The following is a 20964-nucleotide window of genomic DNA, read 5'->3' as shown; positions in this document are numbered from 1 at the left end:
GAGTCCGACACAGGGAGCGGACGCAGGGGTCAGCGGTCGGTGCCGCGGTCGCGGCGGCGCAGGTAGCGCTCGAACTCCGCCGCGATGGCGTCGCCGCTGGCCTCGGGCAGCTCGGCCGCGTCCTTGCGCTCTTCAAGCTCACGCACGTATTCGGCCACCTCGCTGTCCTGGGCCGCCAGCTCGTCCACGCCGTGCTCCCAGGCCCGCGCCTCCTCGGCGAGGTCGCCGTACGGCATCGGGATGTCGAGCATGTCCTCGATGCGGCGCAGCAGCGCCAGCGTGGCCTTGGGGTTGGGCGGCTGGGCGACGTAGTGCGGGACCGACGCCCACAGGGACACCGTCCGCAGCCCGGCGGTGCCGAGGGTGTGCTGCAGCACGCCCACGATGCCCGTCGGGCCCTCGTATTTGGTCAGCTCCAGGTTGAGCGCGCGGGCCATGCCGGGGTCGCTGACCGAGCCGGTGATCGGCACCGGCCGGGTGTGCGGCGAGTCGTTGAGCAGCGCGCCGAGCAGGATGGCCAGCTCGATGCCGAGGTCGTGGCAGAGCCCGACGATCTCGGCGCAGAACGACCGCCACCGCATGTTGGGCTCGATGCCGCGCAGCAGCACCACGTCGCGCTTGGCGCCCGGCGGGCGCGCCAGCAGCAGCCGGGTCGTCGGCCAGACGATGGAGCGGGTCACGCCGTCGCCGAGCTCGACCACCGGCCGGGTCACCTGGAAGTCGTAGTAGTCCTCGGGGTCCAGCTCGACGAGTGGGGTGGCCTTCCACTCGGATTCGAGGTGCGCGAGCACACCACTGGACGCCTCGCCGGCGTCGTTCCACCCCTCGAACGCGGCGATCAGCACCGGGTCGACGAGCTCGGGGAGCCCTTCGAACTCGATCACGCGCCGCCTCCTCACTGGCCTTGTGCAGTATGGCTCAGTCCAAGACTATTCGGTGAGGGCCCCCATACGTCACCTCCGCCGGGCACCGGTCCGTCGTAGTGGCGCTGACCTGCGGCGGATCGCCGGGCGGACACGGGCCCGCCGTCGCCCGCGCGACCGCTATTCCCGTTTCACGCGCGCTGACGATGTTCCGTCCGTCGGGGCCGATAGGCTTGCCTCCATGACCAGCAGACCGTCGTTCCGAGAAGTGCTGTCCGAGCGAATCCTGATCGCCGACGGAGCCATGGGGACGATGCTGCAGTCCTACGACCCCACCCTTGACGACTTCCAGGGCCACGAGGGCTGCAACGACGTGCTCAACGTGAGCCGTCCGGACATCGTACGGGCCGTGCACGACGCATACCTGGAGGTGGGCGTCGACTGCGTCGAGACCAACACCTTCAACGCCAACCGGGCGGCCCTGGGCGAGTACGGCATCGAGGACCGCATCTTCGAGCTCTCCGAGGCGGGCGCGCGGCTGGCCAGGGAGCGTGCCGACCACTGGTCGACGCCGGACAAGCCCCGGTTCGTCCTCGGCTCGATGGGTCCCGGCACGAAGCTGCCCACGCTCGGCCACCTGCCGTACGAGACGCTGCGCGACGCCTACCGCGACAACGCGGCCGGCCTGATCGCGGGCGGGGCGGACGCCCTGATCATCGAGACCTGCCAGGACCTGCTGCAGGTGCGGGCGGCGGTCGTCGGCGCCAAGCGGGCGGTCGAGGCCGCAGGGCGCGACGTGCCGATCATCACGCAGGTCACCATCGAGACCAACGGCGCGATGCTGCTCGGCTCCGAGATCGGCGCCGCGCTGACCGCGATCGAGCCGCTCGGCGTCGACCTGATCGGCCTCAACTGCGCGACCGGCCCGACCGAGATGAGCGAGCACCTGCGCTACCTCGCCAGGCACTCGCGGATCCCGATCTCCTGCATGCCGAACGCCGGTCTGCCGCAGCTCACGGCCGACGGCGCGTACTATCCGCTGAGCCCGGGTGAGCTGGCGGACGCGCACGAGGCGTTCACCCGCGACTACGGCCTCGCACTGGTCGGCGGCTGCTGCGGCACCACTCCCGAGCACCTGCGCCAGGTGGTCGAGCGGGTGGGCGGCCGCGCCCGCGGCGAGCGGCGGCCCCGTCCCGAGGCGGGGGCGGCGTCGCTCTACCAGCACGTGCCGTTCCGGCAGGACACCTCCTACCTCGCCATCGGCGAGCGGACCAACGCCAACGGCTCCAAGGCGTTCCGCGAGGCGATGCTGGCCGGCGACTACGAGGAGTGCGTGGAGATCGCCCGGGCCCAGGCCCGCGACGGCGCGCACATGCTCGACCTGTGCGTCGACTACGTCGGCCGCGACGGGGTCGCCGACATGAAGGAGCTGGCGTTCCGGTTCGCCACCGCCTCCACGCTGCCGATCGTGATCGACTCCACCGAGCCCGCCGTGCTGGAGGCGGGGCTGGAGATGCTCGGCGGCCGGGCCGTGGTCAACTCGGTGAACTTCGAGGACGGCGACGGCCCCGACTCGCGCTACCAGAAGATCATGCGCCTGGTGAAGGAGCACGGCGCGGCCGTGGTCGCGCTGACCATCGACGAGGAGGGCCAGGCCCGCACCACCGAGGGCAAGGTGCGCATCGCCACCCGGCTCATCGAGGACCTGGTGAACACCTGGGGCATGCGGGTCGAGGACATCATCGTCGACTGCCTGACGTTCCCCATCGCCACCGGCCAGGAGGAGACGCGGCGCGACGGCATCGAGACGATCGAGGCGATCCGCGAGCTCAAGCGCCGCTATCCCGGCGTGCAGACCACGCTCGGCGTCTCCAACGTGTCGTTCGGCCTCAACCCGGCGGCCCGCATGGTGCTGAACAGCGTCTTCCTCAACGAGTGCGTCAACGCGGGGCTCGACTCGGCGATCGTGCACGCGTCCAAGATCCTGCCGATGAACCGGATCCCGGACGAGCAGCGGCAGGTCGCGCTCGATCTCGTGTACGACCGCAGGCGCGAGGGCTACGACCCGCTGCAGCGGTTCATGGAGCTGTTCGAGGGCGTCGACGCGGCGTCCATGAAGGCCGGCAAGGCGGCCGAGCTGGCCGGGCTGCCGCTGTGGGAGCGGCTCAAGCGGCGCATCATCGACGGCGAGCGCAAGGGCCTGGAGGCCGACCTCGACGAGGCCCTCGCCCAGCGGCCCGCCCTGGAGATCATCAACGACGTGCTGCTCGACGGCATGAAGGTCGTCGGCGACCTGTTCGGCTCCGGCGAGATGCAGCTGCCCTTCGTGCTGCAGTCGGCCGAGGTGATGAAGACGGCCGTGGCCTACCTCGAACCGCACATGGAGAAGGTCGAGGGCAGCAGCAAGGGCCGCATCGTGCTGGCCACGGTCAAGGGCGACGTCCACGACATCGGCAAGAACCTGGTGGACATCATCCTGTCCAACAACGGCTACGACGTCGTGAACCTCGGCATCAAGCAGCCGGTCTCGGCGATCCTGGAGGCCGCCGAGGAGCACCACGTCGACGTGATCGGCATGTCCGGGCTCCTGGTCAAGTCCACCGTGGTCATGAAGGAGAACCTCGAGGAGATGAACTCCCGGGGGATCGCCGACAAGTTCCCGGTGCTGCTCGGCGGCGCCGCCCTGACCAGGGCGTACGTCGAGCAGGACCTGGCCGATCTCTATCGGGGCGAGGTCCGCTACGCGCGCGACGCGTTCGAGGGCCTGCGCCTCATGGACGCCTTCATGGCGGTCAAGCGCGGCGAGGACGGCGCGGCGCTGCCGCCGCTGCGCGCGCGGCGGGTGAAGACCGGCGCGACGCTCACGCGGACCGCCGAGGAGGACCTGCCGGCCCGCTCCGACGTCGCCGCCGACAACCCGGTGCCCGCCGCGCCGTTCTTCGGCGACCGGATCGTGAAGGGCATCCCGCTGGCCGACTACGCCGCCTTCCTCGACGAGCGGGCGACGTTCATGGGCCAGTGGGGCCTCAAGGCAGCCCGGGGCGGCGACGGCCCGTCGTACGAGGAGCTGGTCGAGACCGAGGGCAGGCCGCGGCTGCGGATGTGGCTGGAGCGGCTGCAGACGGAGAACCTGCTGGAGGCGGCGGTCGCCTACGGCTACTTCCGCTGCGTCAGCGAGGGCGACAACCTGATCATCCTGGACGACGACGGCAAGGAGCGCACCCGCTTCACCTTCCCGAGGCAGCGGCGCGACCGGCACCTGTGCCTGGCCGACTTCTTCCGCTCCCGCGAGTCCGGGGAGACCGACGTCGTCGCCTTCCAGGTCGTCACGATGGGCAACCGGATCAGCGAGGCCACGGCCGAGCTGTTCGCCAAGGACGCCTACCGCGAATATTTGGAGCTCCATGGTCTGTCGGTGCAGCTCACCGAGGCGCTGGCCGAATACTGGCACGCCCGGGTGCGGTCGGAGCTGGGCATCGGCGGCGACGAGTCGCTGGCCGACATGCTCAAGGTGAACATCACCGGCTGCCGCTACTCCTTCGGCTACCCGGCCTGCCCCAACCTGGAAGACCAGGTGCAGGTCATGGAGCTGCTCGACCCCGCGCGCATCGGCGTGACGCTGTCGGAGGAGTTCCAGCTTCACCCCGAGCAGGCCACCTCCGCACTGGTCGTCCACCACCCCGAGGCGAAGTACTTCAACGTCTGACACTTCAACGTCCGACCGGCCGCACGGGCGTCCACGGGCACCCCTTACCATGTTGGTCCCCCCTCTTCGGGGGTCTCGCCGGGGGAAGGGGCCACGTGGACGCCGTGCTGTTCGACATGGACGGATTGCTCGTCGACACCGAAGGGGTGTGGTTCGAGGTCGAGACCGAGGTGGTCACCCGCCTCGGCGGTGACTGGGGCCCGGAGCACCAGGAACAGCTCGTGGGCGGCTCCTGGGACCGCACCGTCGCGTACATGCTGGAGCTGACGCAGGCCGATGTCGATCCCGCGATCGTGGGGGACTGGCTGATCGACGGGATGGAGAGCCGCCTGTCGAGGGGCGTCGAGCCCATGCCGGGAGCCCTCGAACTGCTGCGGGGGCTCGGCGACCAGGGGGTGCGCACCGCGCTTGTCACCTCGTCGCTGCGGATCATCGCCGACGCCGTGCTCAAGGCCGTCGGCCGGGAGCACTTCGAGGTCGTCGTGACGGCCGACGACGTCACCTGCACCAAGCCGCACCCGGAGCCCTACCTGACCGCGGCCGGCCTGCTGTCGGTGGACCCGGAGCGGTGCGTCGCGCTGGAGGACTCGCCGAACGGCGTCGCCTCCGCCACCGCCGCGGGGTGCAGGGTCGTCGCCGTGCCGGGCGTCCTGCCGATCGCCCAGGCGCCGGGCCGGGTCGTGATGCCCTCTTTGCTCGACGTGGACGTCGATTTCCTGCGGGGGCTCATCCGGTAACGCGGACCCCCGCATGATCGTCGCGCGGGTGCCAGGATGGGGGTACGCCGTGGATCGAGGGGGCCCTCATGAATTTCACCGACATCGCCTGGCTGCCGCTGTGCGCCGGCCTCACCGCGGTGGGCGTCGGGCTCAGCTACCTGGCCTTCCGGCGGCGGGGGGTGACCGCCGGCCTGCGCGCCACCGCCTGGTCACTGCTGCCGCTGGCCGCCTATCTCACCGGCGCGCTGCGGACGATCTGGAACATCGGCGCGGCGGCGGTGGGTTTCGTGACCGGCCTGGTCCTGTCGCCCGCGGTCTGGGCCGGGGTGGTCCTGGCCGGTCTGTCGGCGCTGCTTTTCGTCGTCTCCGGCACGCTGCGCGGCCGCGCCCTGTCCCGGGCCCGTACGGCACGGCCGGAGCAGGGTGGCGGCGCCGCGGCGTCCGAACGCTCCGCCGAGCCCGGAACGTCCAAGACGGCCACGTCTAAAACGGCACAGACCGGAAAGACGGCACCACGACAGGTGGAACAGTCCGCAGCAGATGATTTCTCGGACATCGAGGACATTCTCAAGCGCCGGGGGATCAGCTGATCGATCTCACATCGTGAGACGAAGTTACCGGCCAGTGCAATGTTACAGTTCCACGACATAATCGAAACGGGACGCGGACATTCCCTTCAAGATCAACACGAATGAGTTTCGCGTGAATCACAGTTGAGCCACAGCGGCCCCCTGGGGACTGGTCAGCCCAGCTCAGACCATAGATTCTGCCTCCGGGGGTCGCACACCACGCGACCCCTTCGGACAATGTCGTCTGGGATCCAGGGGGCCTGCACCACATGGCCGTGCGAGGCAAGGTCGTAAGCGGCCGCAGCTACTTCGTCGCCGGATCGATCCCGGGCTATCCCGAGCCCGTCACCGCTGTTGCGGTGCGCTCGGGCAGGGCGAAGGAGGATCGATGACCGCGCCGATGGACGTCACCGGTGGGGACACAGAGGCCGCGCCGGAGGCCGTCGTCGACGCCTCGGGCGGCAAGGCGATCCAGGGCAGGTCTCTCGGTCAGATCGCCTGGATGCGGCTCAAGCGCGACAAGGTCGCCCTCGCCGGTGGTCTGATCGTCATCTTCCTGATCCTGGTCGCGGTCTTCGCGCCGGTGATCGTCGGGGTGTTCGGGCAGGACCCGACGCAGTTCAACTCCAACCTCATCGACTCCTCCACGATGGCGCCCAAGACGGGCACCGGCATCAGCCTCGACCACCTGTTCGGCATCGAGCCGGTGAACGGCCGCGACATCTTCAGCCGCGTCGTGTACGGCGCGCGGATCTCGCTGCTCATCGCCTTCCTGGCCACGCTGCTCTCGGTGGTCATCGGCACCCTGCTCGGGGTCACCGCCGGTTACTTCGGCGGCCTGGTCGACTCGATCATCAGCAAGACCATGGACGTCTTCCTGGCCTTCCCGCTGCTGGTCTTCGCGATCGCGCTGGCCGGCATCGTGCCCGACACGGCGTTCGGCCTGACCGGCGACACGCTGCGCGTCTCGCTGCTGGTGTTCATCATCGGCTTCTTCAACTGGCCGTACATCGGGCGCATCATCCGGGGGCAGACGCTGTCGCTGCGCGAGCGGGAGTTCGTGGACGCGGCGCGCAGCCTCGGGGCGCGCGGGCCGTACATCATCTTCCGCGAGCTGCTGCCGAACCTGGTCGCGCCGATCCTCGTCTACGCGACTCTGCTGATCCCCACGAACGTGTTGTTCGAGGCGGCGCTGTCGTTCCTCGGCGTCGGCGTGCGCCCGCCCACCCCCACCTGGGGCGGCATGCTGTCGGACGCGGTGCGGTTCTACACGATCCCGCACTTCATGTTCTTCCCCGGCATGGCGATCTTCATCACGGTCCTGGCGTTCAACCTGTTCGGCGACGGCCTGCGGGACGCTCTCGACCCGAAAGCCCGCTGAGCCCTTCCCTTCTCGTAAAGTCCCCGGCTCCTATCACCAAGGGGTTTGCAATGCTAAGAAGAAGACTGGGTGTGGCTGCCATCGGCGCCGTGCTCGCCCTTGCCGTGGCCGCCTGTGGCGGCGGTTCGGGCAGCGGCACGTCGTCGTCGTCCTCCGGTGGCGACGCCGCGGGCGGCGCCACCGCGACCGGCGAGTTCAACGCGGCCCTCACGGGCATCGTGAACCCTTCGGACAAGAAGGGCGGCATCCTCAAGTTCGCCAACGGCGGTGACTGGGACTCCCTCGACCCGGGCGACACCTACTACGGCTACTCCTGGAACTTCATCCGCCTGTACGGCCGCTCGCTGCTGATGTTCAAGTCCGCAGTGGGCAAGGAGGGCAACGAGCTCGTCCCCGACCTCGCCGAGAGCCTGGGCACGCCGAGTGACGACGCCAAGACCTGGACGTACAAGCTCAAGAAGGGCATCAAGTTCGAGGACGGCACCCCGGTGACGTCCAAGGACGTGAAGTACGCCGTGGAGCGGTCGTTCGACAAGGAGGTGTTCCCCGACGGGTACACCTACTTCAACGACTTCCTCAACTGGCCCAAGGACTACAAGGGCGCGTACAAGTCGAAGGACGTCAACACCGACAGCGCGATCGAGACGCCCGACGACTACACGATCGTCTTCCACCTGAAGCAGCCGCTGAGCAACTTCGACTACTTCGCCCAGCTTCCGGCCACGATCCCGGTCCCCAAGGACAAGGACACCGGTGCGAAGTACAAGGAGCACGTGATCGCCACCGGGCCGTACAAGTTCGAGAAGAACGAGATCGGCAAGGGCTTCACGCTCGTCCGCAACGACCAGTGGGACCCGGCGACCGACCCGAACCGCAAGGCTCTGCCTGACGGCTACGAGGTCTCCACCAACGTCAACGCCGACGACATCGACAACCGGATCCTCGCCGGCGACCTCGACGTCGACGTCGCGGGCATCGGCATCCAGTCGGCGGCCCTCGGCCGGGTCCTGTCCGACCCCGCCCTGAAGGCGAACTCGGACAACCCGACGAGCACCCGCCTCTGGTACACCTCGATCAACGGCAACGTCCCGCCGCTGGACAACATCGACTGCCGCAAGGCCGTCGAGTACGCCACCGACAAGGTGTCCCTGCAGACCGCGTGGGGCGGCGAGTTCTCCGGTGGTCAGATCGCGACCAGCCTGCTGCCGCCGGCCATCCCCGGCCACGAGGACTTCAACCTCTACCCGCCGGGCGCCGACAACACGGGCGACCTGACCAAGGCCAAGGAGGCGCTGACCGCCTGCGGCCAGCCTGACGGCTTCGAGACCAACATCGCCTACCGCGCCGAGCGGCCCAAGGAGAAGGCGGCCGCCGAGGCGCTGCAGCAGTCCCTCGGCCGAGTCGGCATCAAGCTCACGCTCAAGCCGTTCCCGCAGGCCGACTACTTCGCCCTGTACGCCGGCAAGCCGGGCTACGCCAAGGACAACAAGATCGGCCTGGCCATGAACGGCTGGCAGTCCGACTGGCCCGACGGCTTCGGCTTCCTGCAGCAGATCGTCGACAGCCGCGTCATCCGTGACACCGGCGGCTCCTCCAACATCAGCGTCCGCGACCCCGAGGTCGACAAGCTGATCGACAAGGCGATGCTGGAGACCGACACCAACGCCCGCAACGCGATCTGGACCCAGATCGACAAGAAGGTCATGGAAGACGCCTTCATCCTGCCGAACGTGTGGACGAAGACCCTGCTCGTGCGCAGCAAGAACGCCACGAACGTCTTCGTCAACGACGCGTACGGCATGTACGACTACCTCGGCATGGGCGTCAAGTAAGCGTCCGCCGAGACCAGACAGATCCGATAGACGCGTGAACGCGGCAAGGGGGCCGGTCCGGCAGGGCCGGCCCCCGGAGCCGGGGGGACTGTGGTCACATACATCATCCGGCGGCTGATCTGGGCGGTGGTGATGCTCACCATCGTGAGCATCATCACGTTCGCCATCTTCTTCCTGGTGCCCCGCCTGGCGGGCGCCACCTCGGAGAGCCTGGCCGCGCGCTACGTGGGGCGCACCGCCTCGGCGCAGGAGGTCAAGCTCGCGGCCGACAAGCTCGGCTTCAACGATCCGCTGATCGTGCAGTACGGGCGGTTCGCCAAGGGCATCGTCGCCGGCGCCGACTACGACTACGGCCCCGGTGTGGAGCACTGCCCGGCGCCCTGCTTCGGCTACTCCTTCCTCACCCGGCTCCCTGTCTGGCCCGACCTGCTCGACCGGCTGCCCGTGACGATCTCGCTGGCCATCGGGGCCGCCGTCATCTGGGTGTTAGCCGGTGTGGCGACCGGCGTGCTGTCCGCGCTGAGACGCGGCAGCTTCTTCGACCGCGCCGCGATGGGCGTCGCCCTGGCCGGCGTGTCACTGCCGATCTTCTTCACCGGCATCGTCTCGCTGGTCATCTTCAGCTACGGTCATCCGTTCCGCATCACCGCCCCGGGCGGCAGCTTCACGCCGTTCGACGAGAACCCGGCGATGTGGGCCTACAACCTGATCCTGCCGTGGATCACGCTGGCCTTCCTGTACGCCGCCGGATACGCGCGGCTCACCCGGGCGGGCATGCTCGAGACGATGAACGAGGACTACATCCGCACCGCACGGGCCAAGGGCCTGAACGAGCGGAGGGTCGTGATCAAACACGGCCTGCGCGGAGCGCTCACCCCGATCCTCACGATCTTCGGCCTCGACCTCGGCCTGCTGCTCGGCGGCGCCGTGCTCACCGAGAGCACCTACTCGCTGCCCGGCATGGGCAAGTACGCGATCGACGCGATCACCAACCAGGACCTGCCCAAGGTCATGGGCGTGACGCTGGTCGCCGCGTTCTTCGTGGTCTGTGCGAACCTGATCGTCGACCTCCTGTACGCCGTCGTGGATCCGAGGGTGAGGCTGGGATGAGCTTCCTGGAACTGAAGGACCTGCGGATCCACTTCCCGACCGACGACGGTCTGGTCAAGTCGGTCGACGGGCTGTCGTTCAGCCTGGAGCGGGGCAAGACGCTCGGCATCGTCGGCGAGTCCGGCTCCGGCAAGAGCGTGACCAGCCTCGGCATCCTCGGCCTGCACAAGGGCGGGCGCGCCCGCATCTCCGGTGAGATCTGGCTGGACGGCGAGGAGCTCGTCGGCGCCAGCCAGGAGCACGTGCGGGCGCTGCGCGGCAAGAAGATGGCGATGATCTTCCAGGATCCGCTGTCGGCGATGCACCCGTTCTACACGGTCGGCGACCAGATCATCGAGGCCTACCGCATCCACAACGACGTCAGCAAGAAGGTCGCGCGCAAGCACGCGATCGACATGCTCGGCCGGGTGGGCATCCCGCAGCCGGAGCGCCGCGTGGACAGCTATCCCCACGAGTTCTCCGGCGGCATGCGGCAGCGCGCCATGATCGCGATGGCGCTGAGCTGCGACCCCGAGCTGCTGATCGCCGACGAGCCGACGACCGCGCTCGACGTGACCGTGCAGGCGCAGATCCTCGACCTGATGCGCGACCTGCAGCGCGACTTCAACGCCGCGCTGATCATCATCACGCACGACCTCGGCGTCGTCGCCGAGCTGTCCGACGACATCCTCGTGATGTACGGCGGCAAGTGCGTCGAATACGGCACCTCCGACGACATCTTCGAACGGCCCGAGCACCCCTACACGTGGGGCCTGCTCGGCTCTATGCCGCGCCTGGACCGCGAGCCGACCGAGCGGCTGATGCCGATCAAGGGCTCGCCGCCCTCGCTGATCAACGTGCCGTCCGGCTGCGCCTTCCACCCGCGCTGCGTGTTCGAGGAGCGTACGGGCGGAAGGGCCAAGGCGGAGGTCCCCGAGTTGCTGGAGACCGAGGGCGGCCACCTCGTGCGCTGCCACCTGCCGCGCGAGCGGCGGCGCGCCATCTGGGAGAACGAGATCAAGCCGAACCTGGAGGCTTCGTGAACGAGGAGCCCTTGCTGTCCGTACAGGGGCTGGAGAAGCACTTCCCGGTCACGAAGGGCCTGCTCAAGCGGCAGGTCGGCGCGGTCAGGGCGGTCGACGGCATCAGCTTCGACGTGAAGAAGGGCGAGACCCTCGGCCTGGTCGGCGAGTCGGGATGCGGCAAGAGCACCAGCGGACGCCTCATCACGCGTCTGATCGAGCCGACCGCCGGAAAGATCGTCTTCGAGGGCGCCGACATCACCCACATGTCCCAGGGGCGGCTGCGGCCGCTGCGCCGGGACGTGCAGATGATCTTCCAGGACCCCTACAGCTCGCTCAACCCCCGGCACACGGTCGGCGCCATCGTCGGCGCGCCGTTCCGGATCCAGGGCATCAAGACCGAGCAGGGCACCAAGAAGGCGGTCCAGGAGATCCTCGAACTGGTCGGCCTCAACCCCGAGCACTACAACCGCTACCCGCACGAGTTCTCCGGCGGTCAGCGGCAGCGCATCGGCATCGCCAGGACGCTCGCGCTCAAGCCCAAGCTGATCATCGCGGACGAGCCGGTCTCCGCGCTCGACGTGTCGATCCAGGCCCAGGTCGTCAACCTGCTTGAGGACCTGCAGAAGGAGCTCGACCTCACCTACGTGGTGATCGCGCACGACCTGTCGGTGGTGCGGCACATCAGCGACCGCGTCGCGGTGATGTACCTCGGCAAGATCGTCGAGATCGCCGACCGCAAGGGCCTCTACGAGTCGCCGATGCACCCGTACACCAACGCGCTGCTGTCGGCGGTCCCGATCCCGGACCCGAAGCGTCGCACGGAGCGGGAGCGCATCCGGCTGCAGGGCGACGTTCCGTCCCCGCTCAACCCGCCGCCCGCCTGCCGGTTCCACACCCGCTGCTGGAAGGCGCAGGAGATCTGCAAGCAGGTCGAGCCGCCGCTGGTGGCGCTCGCTCCCGGGCACGAGGTGGCCTGCCACTTCCCCGAGAACGCCCCCTCCGGCGACGCGGCCGCGGCACCCGCGCAGCCGGCCGCCGCGCCCGCCGACTGAGCCGCCCACAGGGTTGTTCAGCAGGGTCATTCGGCAGGGTTGTTCGGCACGGTTCTTCAGCAGGGTTCTTTGGCGCCGCGCCTGTTCGCCCGGTCTTTCCGCCGGTACGGCCCCCGCCGTCTTCCCCCAGACGGTCCGCGGGAGCCGTACCGGCGGGGCGTGTTTCCGCCACCTCGGCCACGCCCCTGTCATGACGCTATCGGCGCGCGCCCCCGCCCGGCATCGGCCCTCCGTACTGATCTCGCCCGCTACCAGGGGATGACCCGGCCCGCCGCACTCCTCCCGTGGTCGTAGGGCGGTGGTCAGGAGAAGGCGCCGGGGACGATCAGCCCGGTCTCGTACGCGAGCACGACCGCCTGCACCCGGTCGCGCAGCCCCAGCTTGGTCAGCACGTTGCCCACATGGGTCTTCACCGTCGTCTCGCTGACCACGAGTTCGGCGGCGATCTCGGCGTTCGACATGCCCTTCGCGATCAGGCGCAGCACCTCCAGCTCGCGCTCGGTCAGCCGGTCGACCCGCGCGGGGGTGGCCTGCGGGTGGGCGGAGGGCAGCCGGGTGGCGAACTTGTCCAGCAGCCGCCGGGTGACGCTCGGCGCCACTATCGCGTCGCCGGCCGCCACCACGCGGATCGCCTGGACCAGCTCGTCGGGCGGCACGTCCTTGAGGAGGAACCCGCTCGCGCCCGCGCGCAGCGCCTCAACGATGTACTCGTCCAGGTCGAACGTCGTCAGCACGAGCACCTTCGGCACGTGGGCGCTCGGCGCGGCCTCCCGCACGATGCGGCGGGTCGCCTCGATGCCGTCGGTGCCGGGCATGCGGATGTCCATGAGCACCACGTCGGGCAGCAGGGCCCGCGACTGCTCCATGGCCACCGCGCCGTCGCCGGCCTCGCCCACGACGGTGACGTCAGGCTCGGCCTCCAGGATGAACCGGAACCCGGTGCGCAGCAGCGGCTGGTCGTCGACCAGCAACACCCTGATCGTCATGATGCGTCTGTCTGGGAATGGGCGGCGGGCCGCCGGGTGGAGGGGGGCACCCTGATCGTCATGGTCTGTCCTCGGAGGGGCTCTACGTGTGGGGGCTTCACTTCAACGGGAACCGGGCGCGGACCTCGAACCCGCCCCCGGTGCGGGGACCGATCCGCAGAACTCCACCATAAAGCGCCACGCGCTCGCGGATGCCGACGAGACCGTGGCCCCTGCCTCCGATCCGCACCGACTCGTCCGCCGCGCCGCGCCCGTCGTCCTCCACGTGGATGCTCAGCTCGTTCGGCTCGTGCCGTACGGTCACCCAGGCGCGGGCGGCGGGCCCCGCGTGCCGCAGGCTGTTGGTCAGCGCCTCCTGCACGAGCCGGTAGGCGGCCAGGTCCACCCCGGGCGGCAGGCCGCGCCGCTCGCCCTCGATCGAGAGCTGGGTCCGCAGCCCCGCCTCGCGCATCTGCTCCACCAGCGCGGGCAGGTCGTGCATGCCCGGCTGTGGCCCGCGCTCTGCCGGGCCGTCGGTGCGCAGCACGCCGACGATGCTGCGCATCTCCGCCATCGCCGTACGGCCCATCTCCTCGATCGCGGACAGGGCGTCCCGGGCCACGTCGGGCTTGGTGTCGAGCATCTTGCGGGCGGCGGCGGCCTGGACCGTCATCACGCTGACGTGGTGGGCCACGACGTCGTGCAGCTCCCGGGCGATGCGGGAGCGCTCCTCGGCCCTGGCGGCCCTGGTGTCGGCCTCGCGCGCCCGCTCCAGCCGGTCGGCCCGCTGCACCAGCTCGGCGAGGTATGCGCGGCGCAGCCGCAGCGCCCGGCCGCACACCCAGCACAGCAGCAGGACGGCGGTGACGACGACATGGTCGGTCCACGACGGGGTGATGACCCCGGCGACCGTGCCGGCCAGGTAGGAGGCGAAGGAGACGACGAGGGCGACCAGGCTCAGCGCCAGCCCCCGGTAGGCGGCCACCGAATAGAGCAGGACGAGCGCGCCGAACCCGCTCAGACCGGGGTCGTAGTCGAGCGTGTCGAGCATCGCCTGGGGGACGCAGGTGGCCACCAGCAGCACGAAGGGACGGCTGCGCCGCAGGGCCACGGGCAGCGTGCAGGCCGCCGCCAGGACCAGGTTGAGCACGTCAGCCGGGCGCGGTGTCCCCGGCCGCAGCCAGCCGGCCCCCTCCCCGCGGCCCGCCGAGGCGATCCACACCAGGGACGCGGTCGTCAGCACCACCGCGAGGATCGAGTCGTAGACCAGGGGACGAGCCCTGAGCCAGGACCGCATATTGCCGGGGGTGGTGCGCACGTACCAAATCTAGGCGTTCGCCGCCCGAGGCCACCCTGCCCCGGAGGGATATCCCCCTCCTCCTCGCGGAGGAGCGGCGGAGGCCAACTGGCCGGGCACGACGAGGGACGTGACGTGCGCGTGCCTCCGGCTCGGCCGGGCGGACGTGATCGCGTCGGGCAGCGAGGCGGCAGCCCCGGACGCGCCCGGGGCGCGGGAGACGCGGCCCCGCGAGCGCCGGGGGACCCGGAGGTCTGGGAGATCCGGGAGGCGTGGGGAGATCTGGGGCAAGGGGAGATCCGGGAGACGCGGACACGGGAGCGCCGGGGGACCCGGAGGTCTGGGAGATCCGGGAGGCGTGGGGAGATCCGGGAGACGCGGTCACAGCTCGTCGCTGGCCGACCTCCTGCTCACGCGGGCCGACAGCCCGGGCTCGCGGTCGGGCACGGGCGGCGGGGTGCCGCCGAACTCCGGGCACAGCGCCTGGTGGTCGCACCAGTCGCACAGCCGGGAGCGGCGGGCGCGCCACTCACGGGTGCGTACGGCACGCTCGATGGCCGCCCACAGCGCCTCGACCTTGCGCTCGGTCGCCCGCAGGTCGGCCTCGTCGGGGACGTAGCGGATGATCTCACCGTTGCCCAGGTACATCAGCTGGAGCATCCGGGGGACCTGGCCGCTGCGCCGCCACAGCGCCAGCGCGTAGAACTTCATCTGGAACAGCGCCTTGGCCTCCCACTCGCGCCCCGGCGCCGTGCCCGTCTTGTAGTCCACGACCCGCACCTCGCCGGTCGGGGCCACGTCGAGCCTGTCGATGTAGCCGCGCAGCAGCAGCCCGCTTTCGAGCACGACCTCGACGTACATCTCCCGCTCGGCGGGCTCCAGCCGCTGGGGGTCCTCCAGCGTGAAGTAACGCTCGACCATGCCGCGGGCCTGGGTCAGCCAGGCGTCCCGCTCCGCGTCGTTCTCGAACAACCCCGCGTAGTCGGGCTCCTCGGCGAGTAGCCGCTGCCACTGGGGCTCCAGCAGGTCCTGGGCGGCGGCGACCGTCCGCGCCTCCGCGGGCAGGTCGTAGAGCCGCTCCAGCACGGCGTGAACGAGCGTGCCCCGGACCGCGGCGGCCGAGGGCCGCTCGGGGAGCTGGTCGATCACCCTGAACCGGTAGAGCAGGGGGCAGGTCATGAAGTCACCGGCCCGGGAGGGGGATAGCGCCCCGATCACGGCGCGCTCTTCGGCGAGGGTCATGCCGGAACTGTAGGACACCGGGCCGACAGAACGCTTCCGCCCCGCCCTTCCCGGGACGTCGCGGCGACGATCACACGGTGCGCAACGGGCGGGCGAGCTCTTAGGCTGATCTCACGCTCCGGCACGTAGCATCGAGGAGCGCGGGAGGGGAAGGCGGCACATGAGCACACCTGTCAAGGAGTCCACCGGACTGCGGATGGGGCGGCCCTTCGGCATCCCCGTTTACGTCTCGCCCACCTGGCTCATCGTGGCGGCGTTCATCACGTACAGCTTCCAGCCGGTCTTCGCCGCCAGTCTCCCCGGATACGGGCTCCTCGGCAGTTCCGTGGTGGCGCTGGTCTTCGCCGTCCTGCTCTACGGCTCGGTCCTGCTCCACGAGCTGGCGCACTGCGTGGTCGCCAAGCACTACGGCCTTCCGGTGCGCAGGATCACCCTCTACATGCTGGGCGGCGTCTCGGAGATCGAACGCGAACCCGAGACGGCGGGCCGGGAGTTCAACGTCGCGCTCGCGGGGCCCCTGCTTTCGCTCGGCCTCGCGGCGATCGGTTACCTGGTGTCCGCGGTCGCGTTCGTGACCGGTCCCGTCGACCCGCTGTCCATGTTCCTCCGCCCGCCCGACGGTCTCGTGCCGGTGCTGATCTGGCAGCTCTGGTCGTCCAACCTGATCGTGGGGATCTTCAATCTCCTCCCCGGCCTGCCGCTCGACGGCGGTCGGATGCTGCGGGCCGCCGTGTGGAAGGCCAAGCGCGACGCCGGCATCGGCACGCTGGCCGCCGCGTGGGTCGGCCGCGGCGTCGCGGTCGCGATAGTCGTCGTGCCCCTCCTGATGAACCTGATGTCCGGCCAGGAGCCGGGGATTGGGAGCATGCTCTGGACGGTGGTGCTGGCGTCGTTCATCTGGCTCGGGGCCTCCCAGGCGCTGCGGGTGGCCCGCGTGCGGGCCCGGCTGCCGCAGTTGCGGGCCCGGGTGCTGGCCCGCAGGGCGATCCCGGTCACTCCCGAGGTGCCGCTCTCCGAGGGCCTGCGCCGGGCGCGGGAGGCCGGGGCGGGGGCCATGGTGGTGGTCGACCACGACGGGCGGCCGGTCGGGATCGTCAACGAGGCGGCGGTCAACGCCACTCCCGAGCAGCGCAGGCCGTGGGTGAACGTCGGCGCGCTGTCCCGCTCCCTGGAGCCCTCGCTCGTGCTCGGCGCCGACCTGGAGGGGGAGTCCCTGCTCGACGCCATGCGGGAGGCCCCCGCGCCCGAATACCTGCTCGTCGAGCGGGGCGGTGAGATCTACGGCGTGCTCGCCACGGCCGACGTCAACCGCATGTTCAGCGGTGTGTGAGCGGCCCGTGAAACGGCCCGTGAAACGGCCCGGGGAACGGCGCGGGGAGCGGTCCGTGAAACGGCGCGGGCAGCGGCCCGGCCCGCCGGGGCGGCCAGCGCGTCTGTACGGCGGGTCCCCGGAGACCGGGGTGCCGATCGCAAACTCGGCCGGTCGTCGCCTGGGCGCCCGTCGCGCGCTCATACAGTTCGAGACCGGGGCCGGCCGCTGTCCGGGCACCCGCCGCGTGCTCCCGCAGACCGAAACCTGGGCCGGTCGTCGCCCGGGCATCCCTCGCGTGCTTCCGCAGATCAGAACGGGGGCCGGCCGCCGTCCGGGCACCCGTGGCGCACTCCCGCAGGCCGCTTCATCATTCTTTTTTGCTACTTTCTGGGGTGATCGATCCGGCACACGGCGTGCCGGCGATGGTGCCGGTCATCCGGTGGCGTTTCCGGAGGGAGAACTTCTGTGACGGAACAGGGCGTGGGGGTGGTCCGCCCGCTGCCGGGGGAGGGCGTGGTCGCCCATCTGAACGGGTTGCTGCTCGTGTGCGCCACCGGTGGCGACCACCCGGTCGAGGACCTGCTGGCGGCGCTGCACGAGACCGCCACGACGGGCGGGGACGGCCGGGCGCTGGCCCGGCGGGTGGCCCAGGTCCTCGCGCGCGCCATGGACAGGTCGATCGGCGGCGAGCCGACGGCCTGCGCGGTCGCCGGGCCCGCCGGGGGCGGCGTGGCCGTGCTGGTCAGCGGCGCCGCGTACGCGACCGTGTCGGGCGGTCCCGACGGCGAGGTCCGTCTCGCCGGGCACGACGCGCTGACCTGGACCGATCGCCTCGTCAACGGCCCGGTGTCCCGGGTCGAGCTGCGCCTGCCGGGAGCGGGCCCGTCGAGCCCGTACGCCCGGCTGGACGGCGGTGTGGTCACCGGGGCCGGGGTGGAGCGCGACTTCACGCGGCACGGCGACCTCGCCTTCCCGCCGCTGCCCCCGCGCCCGCCCCAGCCGCAGCAGCAGGGCGTGCAGCCCCCGCCTATCGGCGCTCCGGAGCCGATCGCCCCGCGTGGGCCCGTGGTGCCGTCGACCGTGCCTCCGCCGCCCGTGTCGCCGTACTCGGGTCCGCTGTCCGGCGGGCCGTCTGGGGAGCAGGGAGCGCCGTCTCCGGGACCGTCCCAGCCCCTGTCGCCGCCGCCCGTCCAGCCGCTGCCTCCGCTCCCCGATCCGGGTCCGGCACACCATTCGGGACCGCAGCCGCTGCCCCCGCTGCCCGAGCCCGCCGAGGATCGGGGCGCCCCGCACGACCCCAACCCGCCGCACGACCTGAACCCGCCGCTTGATCTGAACCCGCCGCTTGACCCGGGCGGTCCTGACGGCCCGCCGAGCGGGCCGTTCGAGCCGGTGCCGCACGCGCTCGCGGACGAGGATCCGGGCGAGGCGACCCAGCTGGACGCGACGCCCGAGCCGGAGCAGCGGCCGATGGTCTACGGCGTCGACTGCAAGAACGACCACTTCAACGACCCGCGCGCGCCCTACTGCGCGGTCTGCGGCATCCCGATCGACCAGCGGGCCGTGGTGCCCTACAAGGGTCCTCGGCCGCTGCTCGGCGTGCTGCTGCTCGACGACGGCATGGCGCTGCCGCTGGAGGCCGACTACCTGCTGGGCCGCGACCCCGAGCGCGCGCCCGAGGTGCAGTCGGGCGAGGCCAGGCCGGCCAGGGTGACCAGCCCGGACGGTTCGGTGTCGCGCCGCCACCTGCGGGTCTTCCTGGACAACTGGGACGTCAACCTGCTCGATCTGGGCTCGGTGAACGGCACCCAGATCCAGCCGCCCGGCGACCCCAACTTCTACGACATCCCGCCGAACGAGCCGGTGCCGATCCTGCCCGGCACGACCGTGCGTGTCGGCGTCTCGCGCACGATGCGGTACGAGCCCCATCGCACCGCCTGACGATCCGAGGCCGCCGGGACCACCGGCTCCCGGCGGCCGGATCAGCGGCCCAGATCCAGGGGCCCAGATCCAGGGGCCCAGATCGAGGGGCGCAGATCCAGGGGCCCAGATCGAGGGGCGCAGATCCAGGGGCCCAGATCGAGGGGCGCAGACTTCGGGGGCCCAGACTTCCGGGGGCCCAGAGCCGGAGGCGCAGCTCAGCGGCCCGGGCGCGGGAAGTGCTCACGCGCGGGCGGCAACCGGGCACGGCGTTCGCCCAATAAGCACCGGGCACGGCGTCCGCCTAACGAGATCGGGCACAGCAAGACCGGCCCGGTGAGCTCCGGGGCCGTCGCGCAGGTGGCGCAGGGCTTCCAACCGGGAGGTGACGATCCCGTGCGCTCCGGTCAGTCGCGCAGCCGGTCGATCTCGCCGAGGATCAGCCGTTCCAGCCGCTCGGCGGTGACGTGCGCGGGATACAGCAGCCGGTGCACGCTCAGCCCGTCCACGAGCGCCAGCAGCCGCTCCGCCACGTCCTCCAGGTCGTCGTCCGTACGGATCTCACCGGCCTCGGCGGCGCACCTGAGCAGGCTCGTCACCAGATAGCGGAGCTCGGCGGCCTCCCGCCGCTGGACCTCCAGCAGCGCGGGGCTGGTCAGGCTGCGCCCCCAGAAGCCCACCTCCAGCCCGGTCTCCCCGGCCCGCTCGTCGTCGAGCGGCACGTTGTCGAGCAGCAGTTCGCGCAGCGCCTCAAGGCCGGTGCGGCCCGACAGCTTCTCCCGCAGCCGGTCGGTGATCCGGCGATGGGACGCCTCCAGGGCCGACAGCAGGATCTCGTCCTTGTCGGCGAAGTAGTGCGTGAGCACCCCGTTGGAGTAGCCGGCCTCCTTGGCGATGGCCCGCGTCGTCGCGGCCTCGATGCCCTCGCGCAGGATGATCCGGCGCGCCGCCGCGACGACCTCGCCCCGGCGCTCCTCATGATTGACGATCTTCGGCATGGTGCACCACCTCAGTTGACATTTTAGTCGGGCGCCCGTCTATTATCCGCTCATGACGGTAGTGACGGTCGGCGTGCATATCGTCGACGTCCTGGCCCGCCCGGTCGAGTCGATCCCGGCCGGTCAGGACACCCACCTGCTGGAGCAGATCCGCATCACCGCGGCCGGCGCCGCCGCGGGCACGGCCGTGACCCTGGCGAAGATCGGCGTACCGGTCGCCTCGATGGGCGCCGTCGGCGACGACGAGCTCGGCGACTTCCTCCTGATGATCATGGCGAGGCACGGCGTCGACGTGAGCGGCGTGGTGCGCAGGCAGGGGGAGCAGACCGCCGCCTCCATCCTGCCCATCCGCCCCGACGGCGGACGGCCGTCGTTCCACGTGCCGGGGGCCAACCTCGGCCTGGCGACCGCCGACCTCGACGCGGATCGTCTCACCGGCGCGAAGGTGGTGCACCTCGGCGGCATGGACGTCACCTGGGGCCTGCACGACCCCGCCTTCTTCGCCCTGCTCGACAAGGCCCGCGAGGGCGGCACGACCGTCACGCTCGACCTGCTGTCGAACATGCCCGACCTCATGCCCGGCGTCCGGGCGTTCCTGCCCCACGTCGACTACCTCCTGCCGAACGAGGAGCAGGCGCTCATGCTCAGCGGGGCGGCGACCCCCGAGGAGGCCGCGGCGGCGCTGCTCGCCGAGGGACCGAAGGGCGTGATCGTCACCCTGGGGGCGGCCGGCAGCCTCGTGGCCACCGCCGACGGAGTCACCCGGGTGCCCGCCCTCGACGTGCCGGTGGTCGACACCACCGGCTGCGGCGACGCGTACTGCGCCGGATTCGCGGCGGGACTGCTGCACGGCCGCGACGTCCTCGGCGCCGCGCGCCTCGGCACCGCCGTCGCCGCACGGGTCGCGGGCGGGCTCGGCTCCGACGCCGGGCTGGACGGCTTCTCCGCCGCCGACCCCGGCCCGGACGCCTGACCCGGCTCCCCGCCCGGCCCC

At 70.8% G+C, this 20964-nt stretch carries 16 protein-coding genes; 11 read left to right on the top strand and 5 right to left on the bottom strand.

The genetic code is table 11. The features are described 5' to 3' along the window. Positions 1-29: 29 nt before the first annotated feature. On the bottom strand, positions 30-884 hold the full coding sequence (locus HCK04_RS12700) for a PAC2 family protein (RefSeq protein ID WP_079315266.1): 855 nt from the start codon (positions 882-884) through the stop codon (positions 30-32). Between the two features lie 220 nt (positions 885-1104). Here HCK04_RS12700 and metH point away from each other — a divergent pair, with 220 nt between their 5' ends. From metH to HCK04_RS12660, 8 genes are all read left to right on the top strand, one after another. After that, entirely contained in the window at positions 1105-4569 is a 3465-nt protein-coding gene (gene metH / locus HCK04_RS12695; protein WP_142647376.1) for a methionine synthase, read from the top strand. 95 nt (positions 4570-4664) lie between these two features. Beyond that, positions 4665-5306 (top strand): HAD family phosphatase, encoded by a 642-nt coding sequence (locus HCK04_RS12690; RefSeq protein WP_142647375.1) that lies wholly within the window; start codon positions 4665-4667, stop codon positions 5304-5306. Between the two features lie 68 nt (positions 5307-5374). Then, positions 5375-5878, top strand: a complete 504-nt coding sequence (locus HCK04_RS12685) for a cellulose synthase (RefSeq protein ID WP_142647374.1) — start codon at positions 5375-5377, stop codon at positions 5876-5878. A 367-nt stretch (positions 5879-6245) separates the two neighbouring features. Then, the gene (locus tag HCK04_RS12680) at positions 6246-7238 is read left to right on the top strand and encodes an ABC transporter permease (RefSeq protein WP_142647373.1); all 993 of its coding nucleotides are present in this window, start codon (positions 6246-6248) and stop codon (positions 7236-7238) included. A gap of 71 nt (positions 7239-7309) precedes the next feature. After that, positions 7310-9070 carry an ABC transporter substrate-binding protein gene (locus HCK04_RS12675; RefSeq protein ID WP_260617227.1) on the top strand — a complete coding sequence of 587 codons (1761 nt, stop codon included), beginning with the start codon at positions 7310-7312 and terminating at the stop codon, positions 9068-9070. Positions 9071-9160: 90 nt separating this feature from the next. Continuing rightward, positions 9161-10180 carry an ABC transporter permease gene (locus HCK04_RS12670; RefSeq protein ID WP_142647371.1) on the top strand — a complete coding sequence of 340 codons (1020 nt, stop codon included), beginning with the start codon at positions 9161-9163 and terminating at the stop codon, positions 10178-10180. Next, positions 10177-11202: an ABC transporter ATP-binding protein gene (locus HCK04_RS12665; protein ID WP_142647370.1), complete on the top strand. Its 1026-nt coding sequence runs from the start codon at positions 10177-10179 to the stop codon at positions 11200-11202. The genes HCK04_RS12670 and HCK04_RS12665 overlap by 4 nt, the downstream gene beginning before the upstream one ends. Continuing rightward, positions 11199-12236, top strand: a complete 1038-nt coding sequence (locus HCK04_RS12660; protein WP_142647369.1) for a dipeptide ABC transporter ATP-binding protein — start codon at positions 11199-11201, stop codon at positions 12234-12236. The genes HCK04_RS12665 and HCK04_RS12660 overlap by 4 nt, the downstream gene beginning before the upstream one ends. A gap of 302 nt (positions 12237-12538) precedes the next feature. Here HCK04_RS12660 and HCK04_RS12655 read toward each other — a convergent pair whose 3' ends face one another. The 3 genes from HCK04_RS12655 to HCK04_RS12645 all read right to left on the bottom strand — a co-directional run bounded on the left by HCK04_RS12655 (position 12539) and on the right by HCK04_RS12645 (position 15740). Beyond that, on the bottom strand, positions 12539-13222 hold the full coding sequence (locus HCK04_RS12655; protein WP_142647368.1) for a response regulator transcription factor: 684 nt from the start codon (positions 13220-13222) through the stop codon (positions 12539-12541). Positions 13223-13319: 97 nt separating this feature from the next. Further along, positions 13320-14519, bottom strand: coding sequence for a sensor histidine kinase (locus tag HCK04_RS12650; RefSeq protein WP_260617226.1), 1200 nt, complete (start codon positions 14517-14519; stop codon positions 13320-13322). A gap of 360 nt (positions 14520-14879) precedes the next feature. Beyond that, positions 14880-15740 carry a PD-(D/E)XK nuclease family protein gene (locus tag HCK04_RS12645; RefSeq protein WP_142647367.1) on the bottom strand — a complete coding sequence of 287 codons (861 nt, stop codon included), beginning with the start codon at positions 15738-15740 and terminating at the stop codon, positions 14880-14882. Positions 15741-15900: 160 nt separating this feature from the next. On the opposite strand from HCK04_RS12645, the gene HCK04_RS12640 reads away from it, so the two are divergent. After that, positions 15901-17070 carry a site-2 protease family protein gene (locus HCK04_RS12640; protein ID WP_142647366.1) on the top strand — a complete coding sequence of 390 codons (1170 nt, stop codon included), beginning with the start codon at positions 15901-15903 and terminating at the stop codon, positions 17068-17070. Between the two features lie 447 nt (positions 17071-17517). After that, positions 17518-18993 (top strand): FHA domain-containing protein, encoded by a 1476-nt coding sequence (locus tag HCK04_RS12635; protein ID WP_142647365.1) that lies wholly within the window; start codon positions 17518-17520, stop codon positions 18991-18993. Between the two features lie 386 nt (positions 18994-19379). On the opposite strand, the gene HCK04_RS12630 is transcribed toward HCK04_RS12635, so the two are convergent. Beyond that, positions 19380-19970, bottom strand: a complete 591-nt coding sequence (locus HCK04_RS12630) for a TetR/AcrR family transcriptional regulator (RefSeq protein WP_142647364.1) — start codon at positions 19968-19970, stop codon at positions 19380-19382. A 52-nt stretch (positions 19971-20022) separates the two neighbouring features. Between HCK04_RS12630 and HCK04_RS12625 the strand changes: the two genes are divergently transcribed. Continuing rightward, positions 20023-20943 (top strand): sugar kinase, encoded by a 921-nt coding sequence (locus HCK04_RS12625; protein WP_142647363.1) that lies wholly within the window; start codon positions 20023-20025, stop codon positions 20941-20943. Positions 20944-20964: the final 21 nt, after the last annotated feature.

This window comes from Microbispora sp. CL1-1 (assembly GCF_012034195.1).
Lineage (GTDB): Bacteria > Actinomycetota > Actinomycetes > Streptosporangiales > Streptosporangiaceae > Microbispora.
The sequence above is the reverse complement of the archived record's forward strand: the minus strand, read 5'-3'. Positions and strand labels throughout refer to the sequence as shown.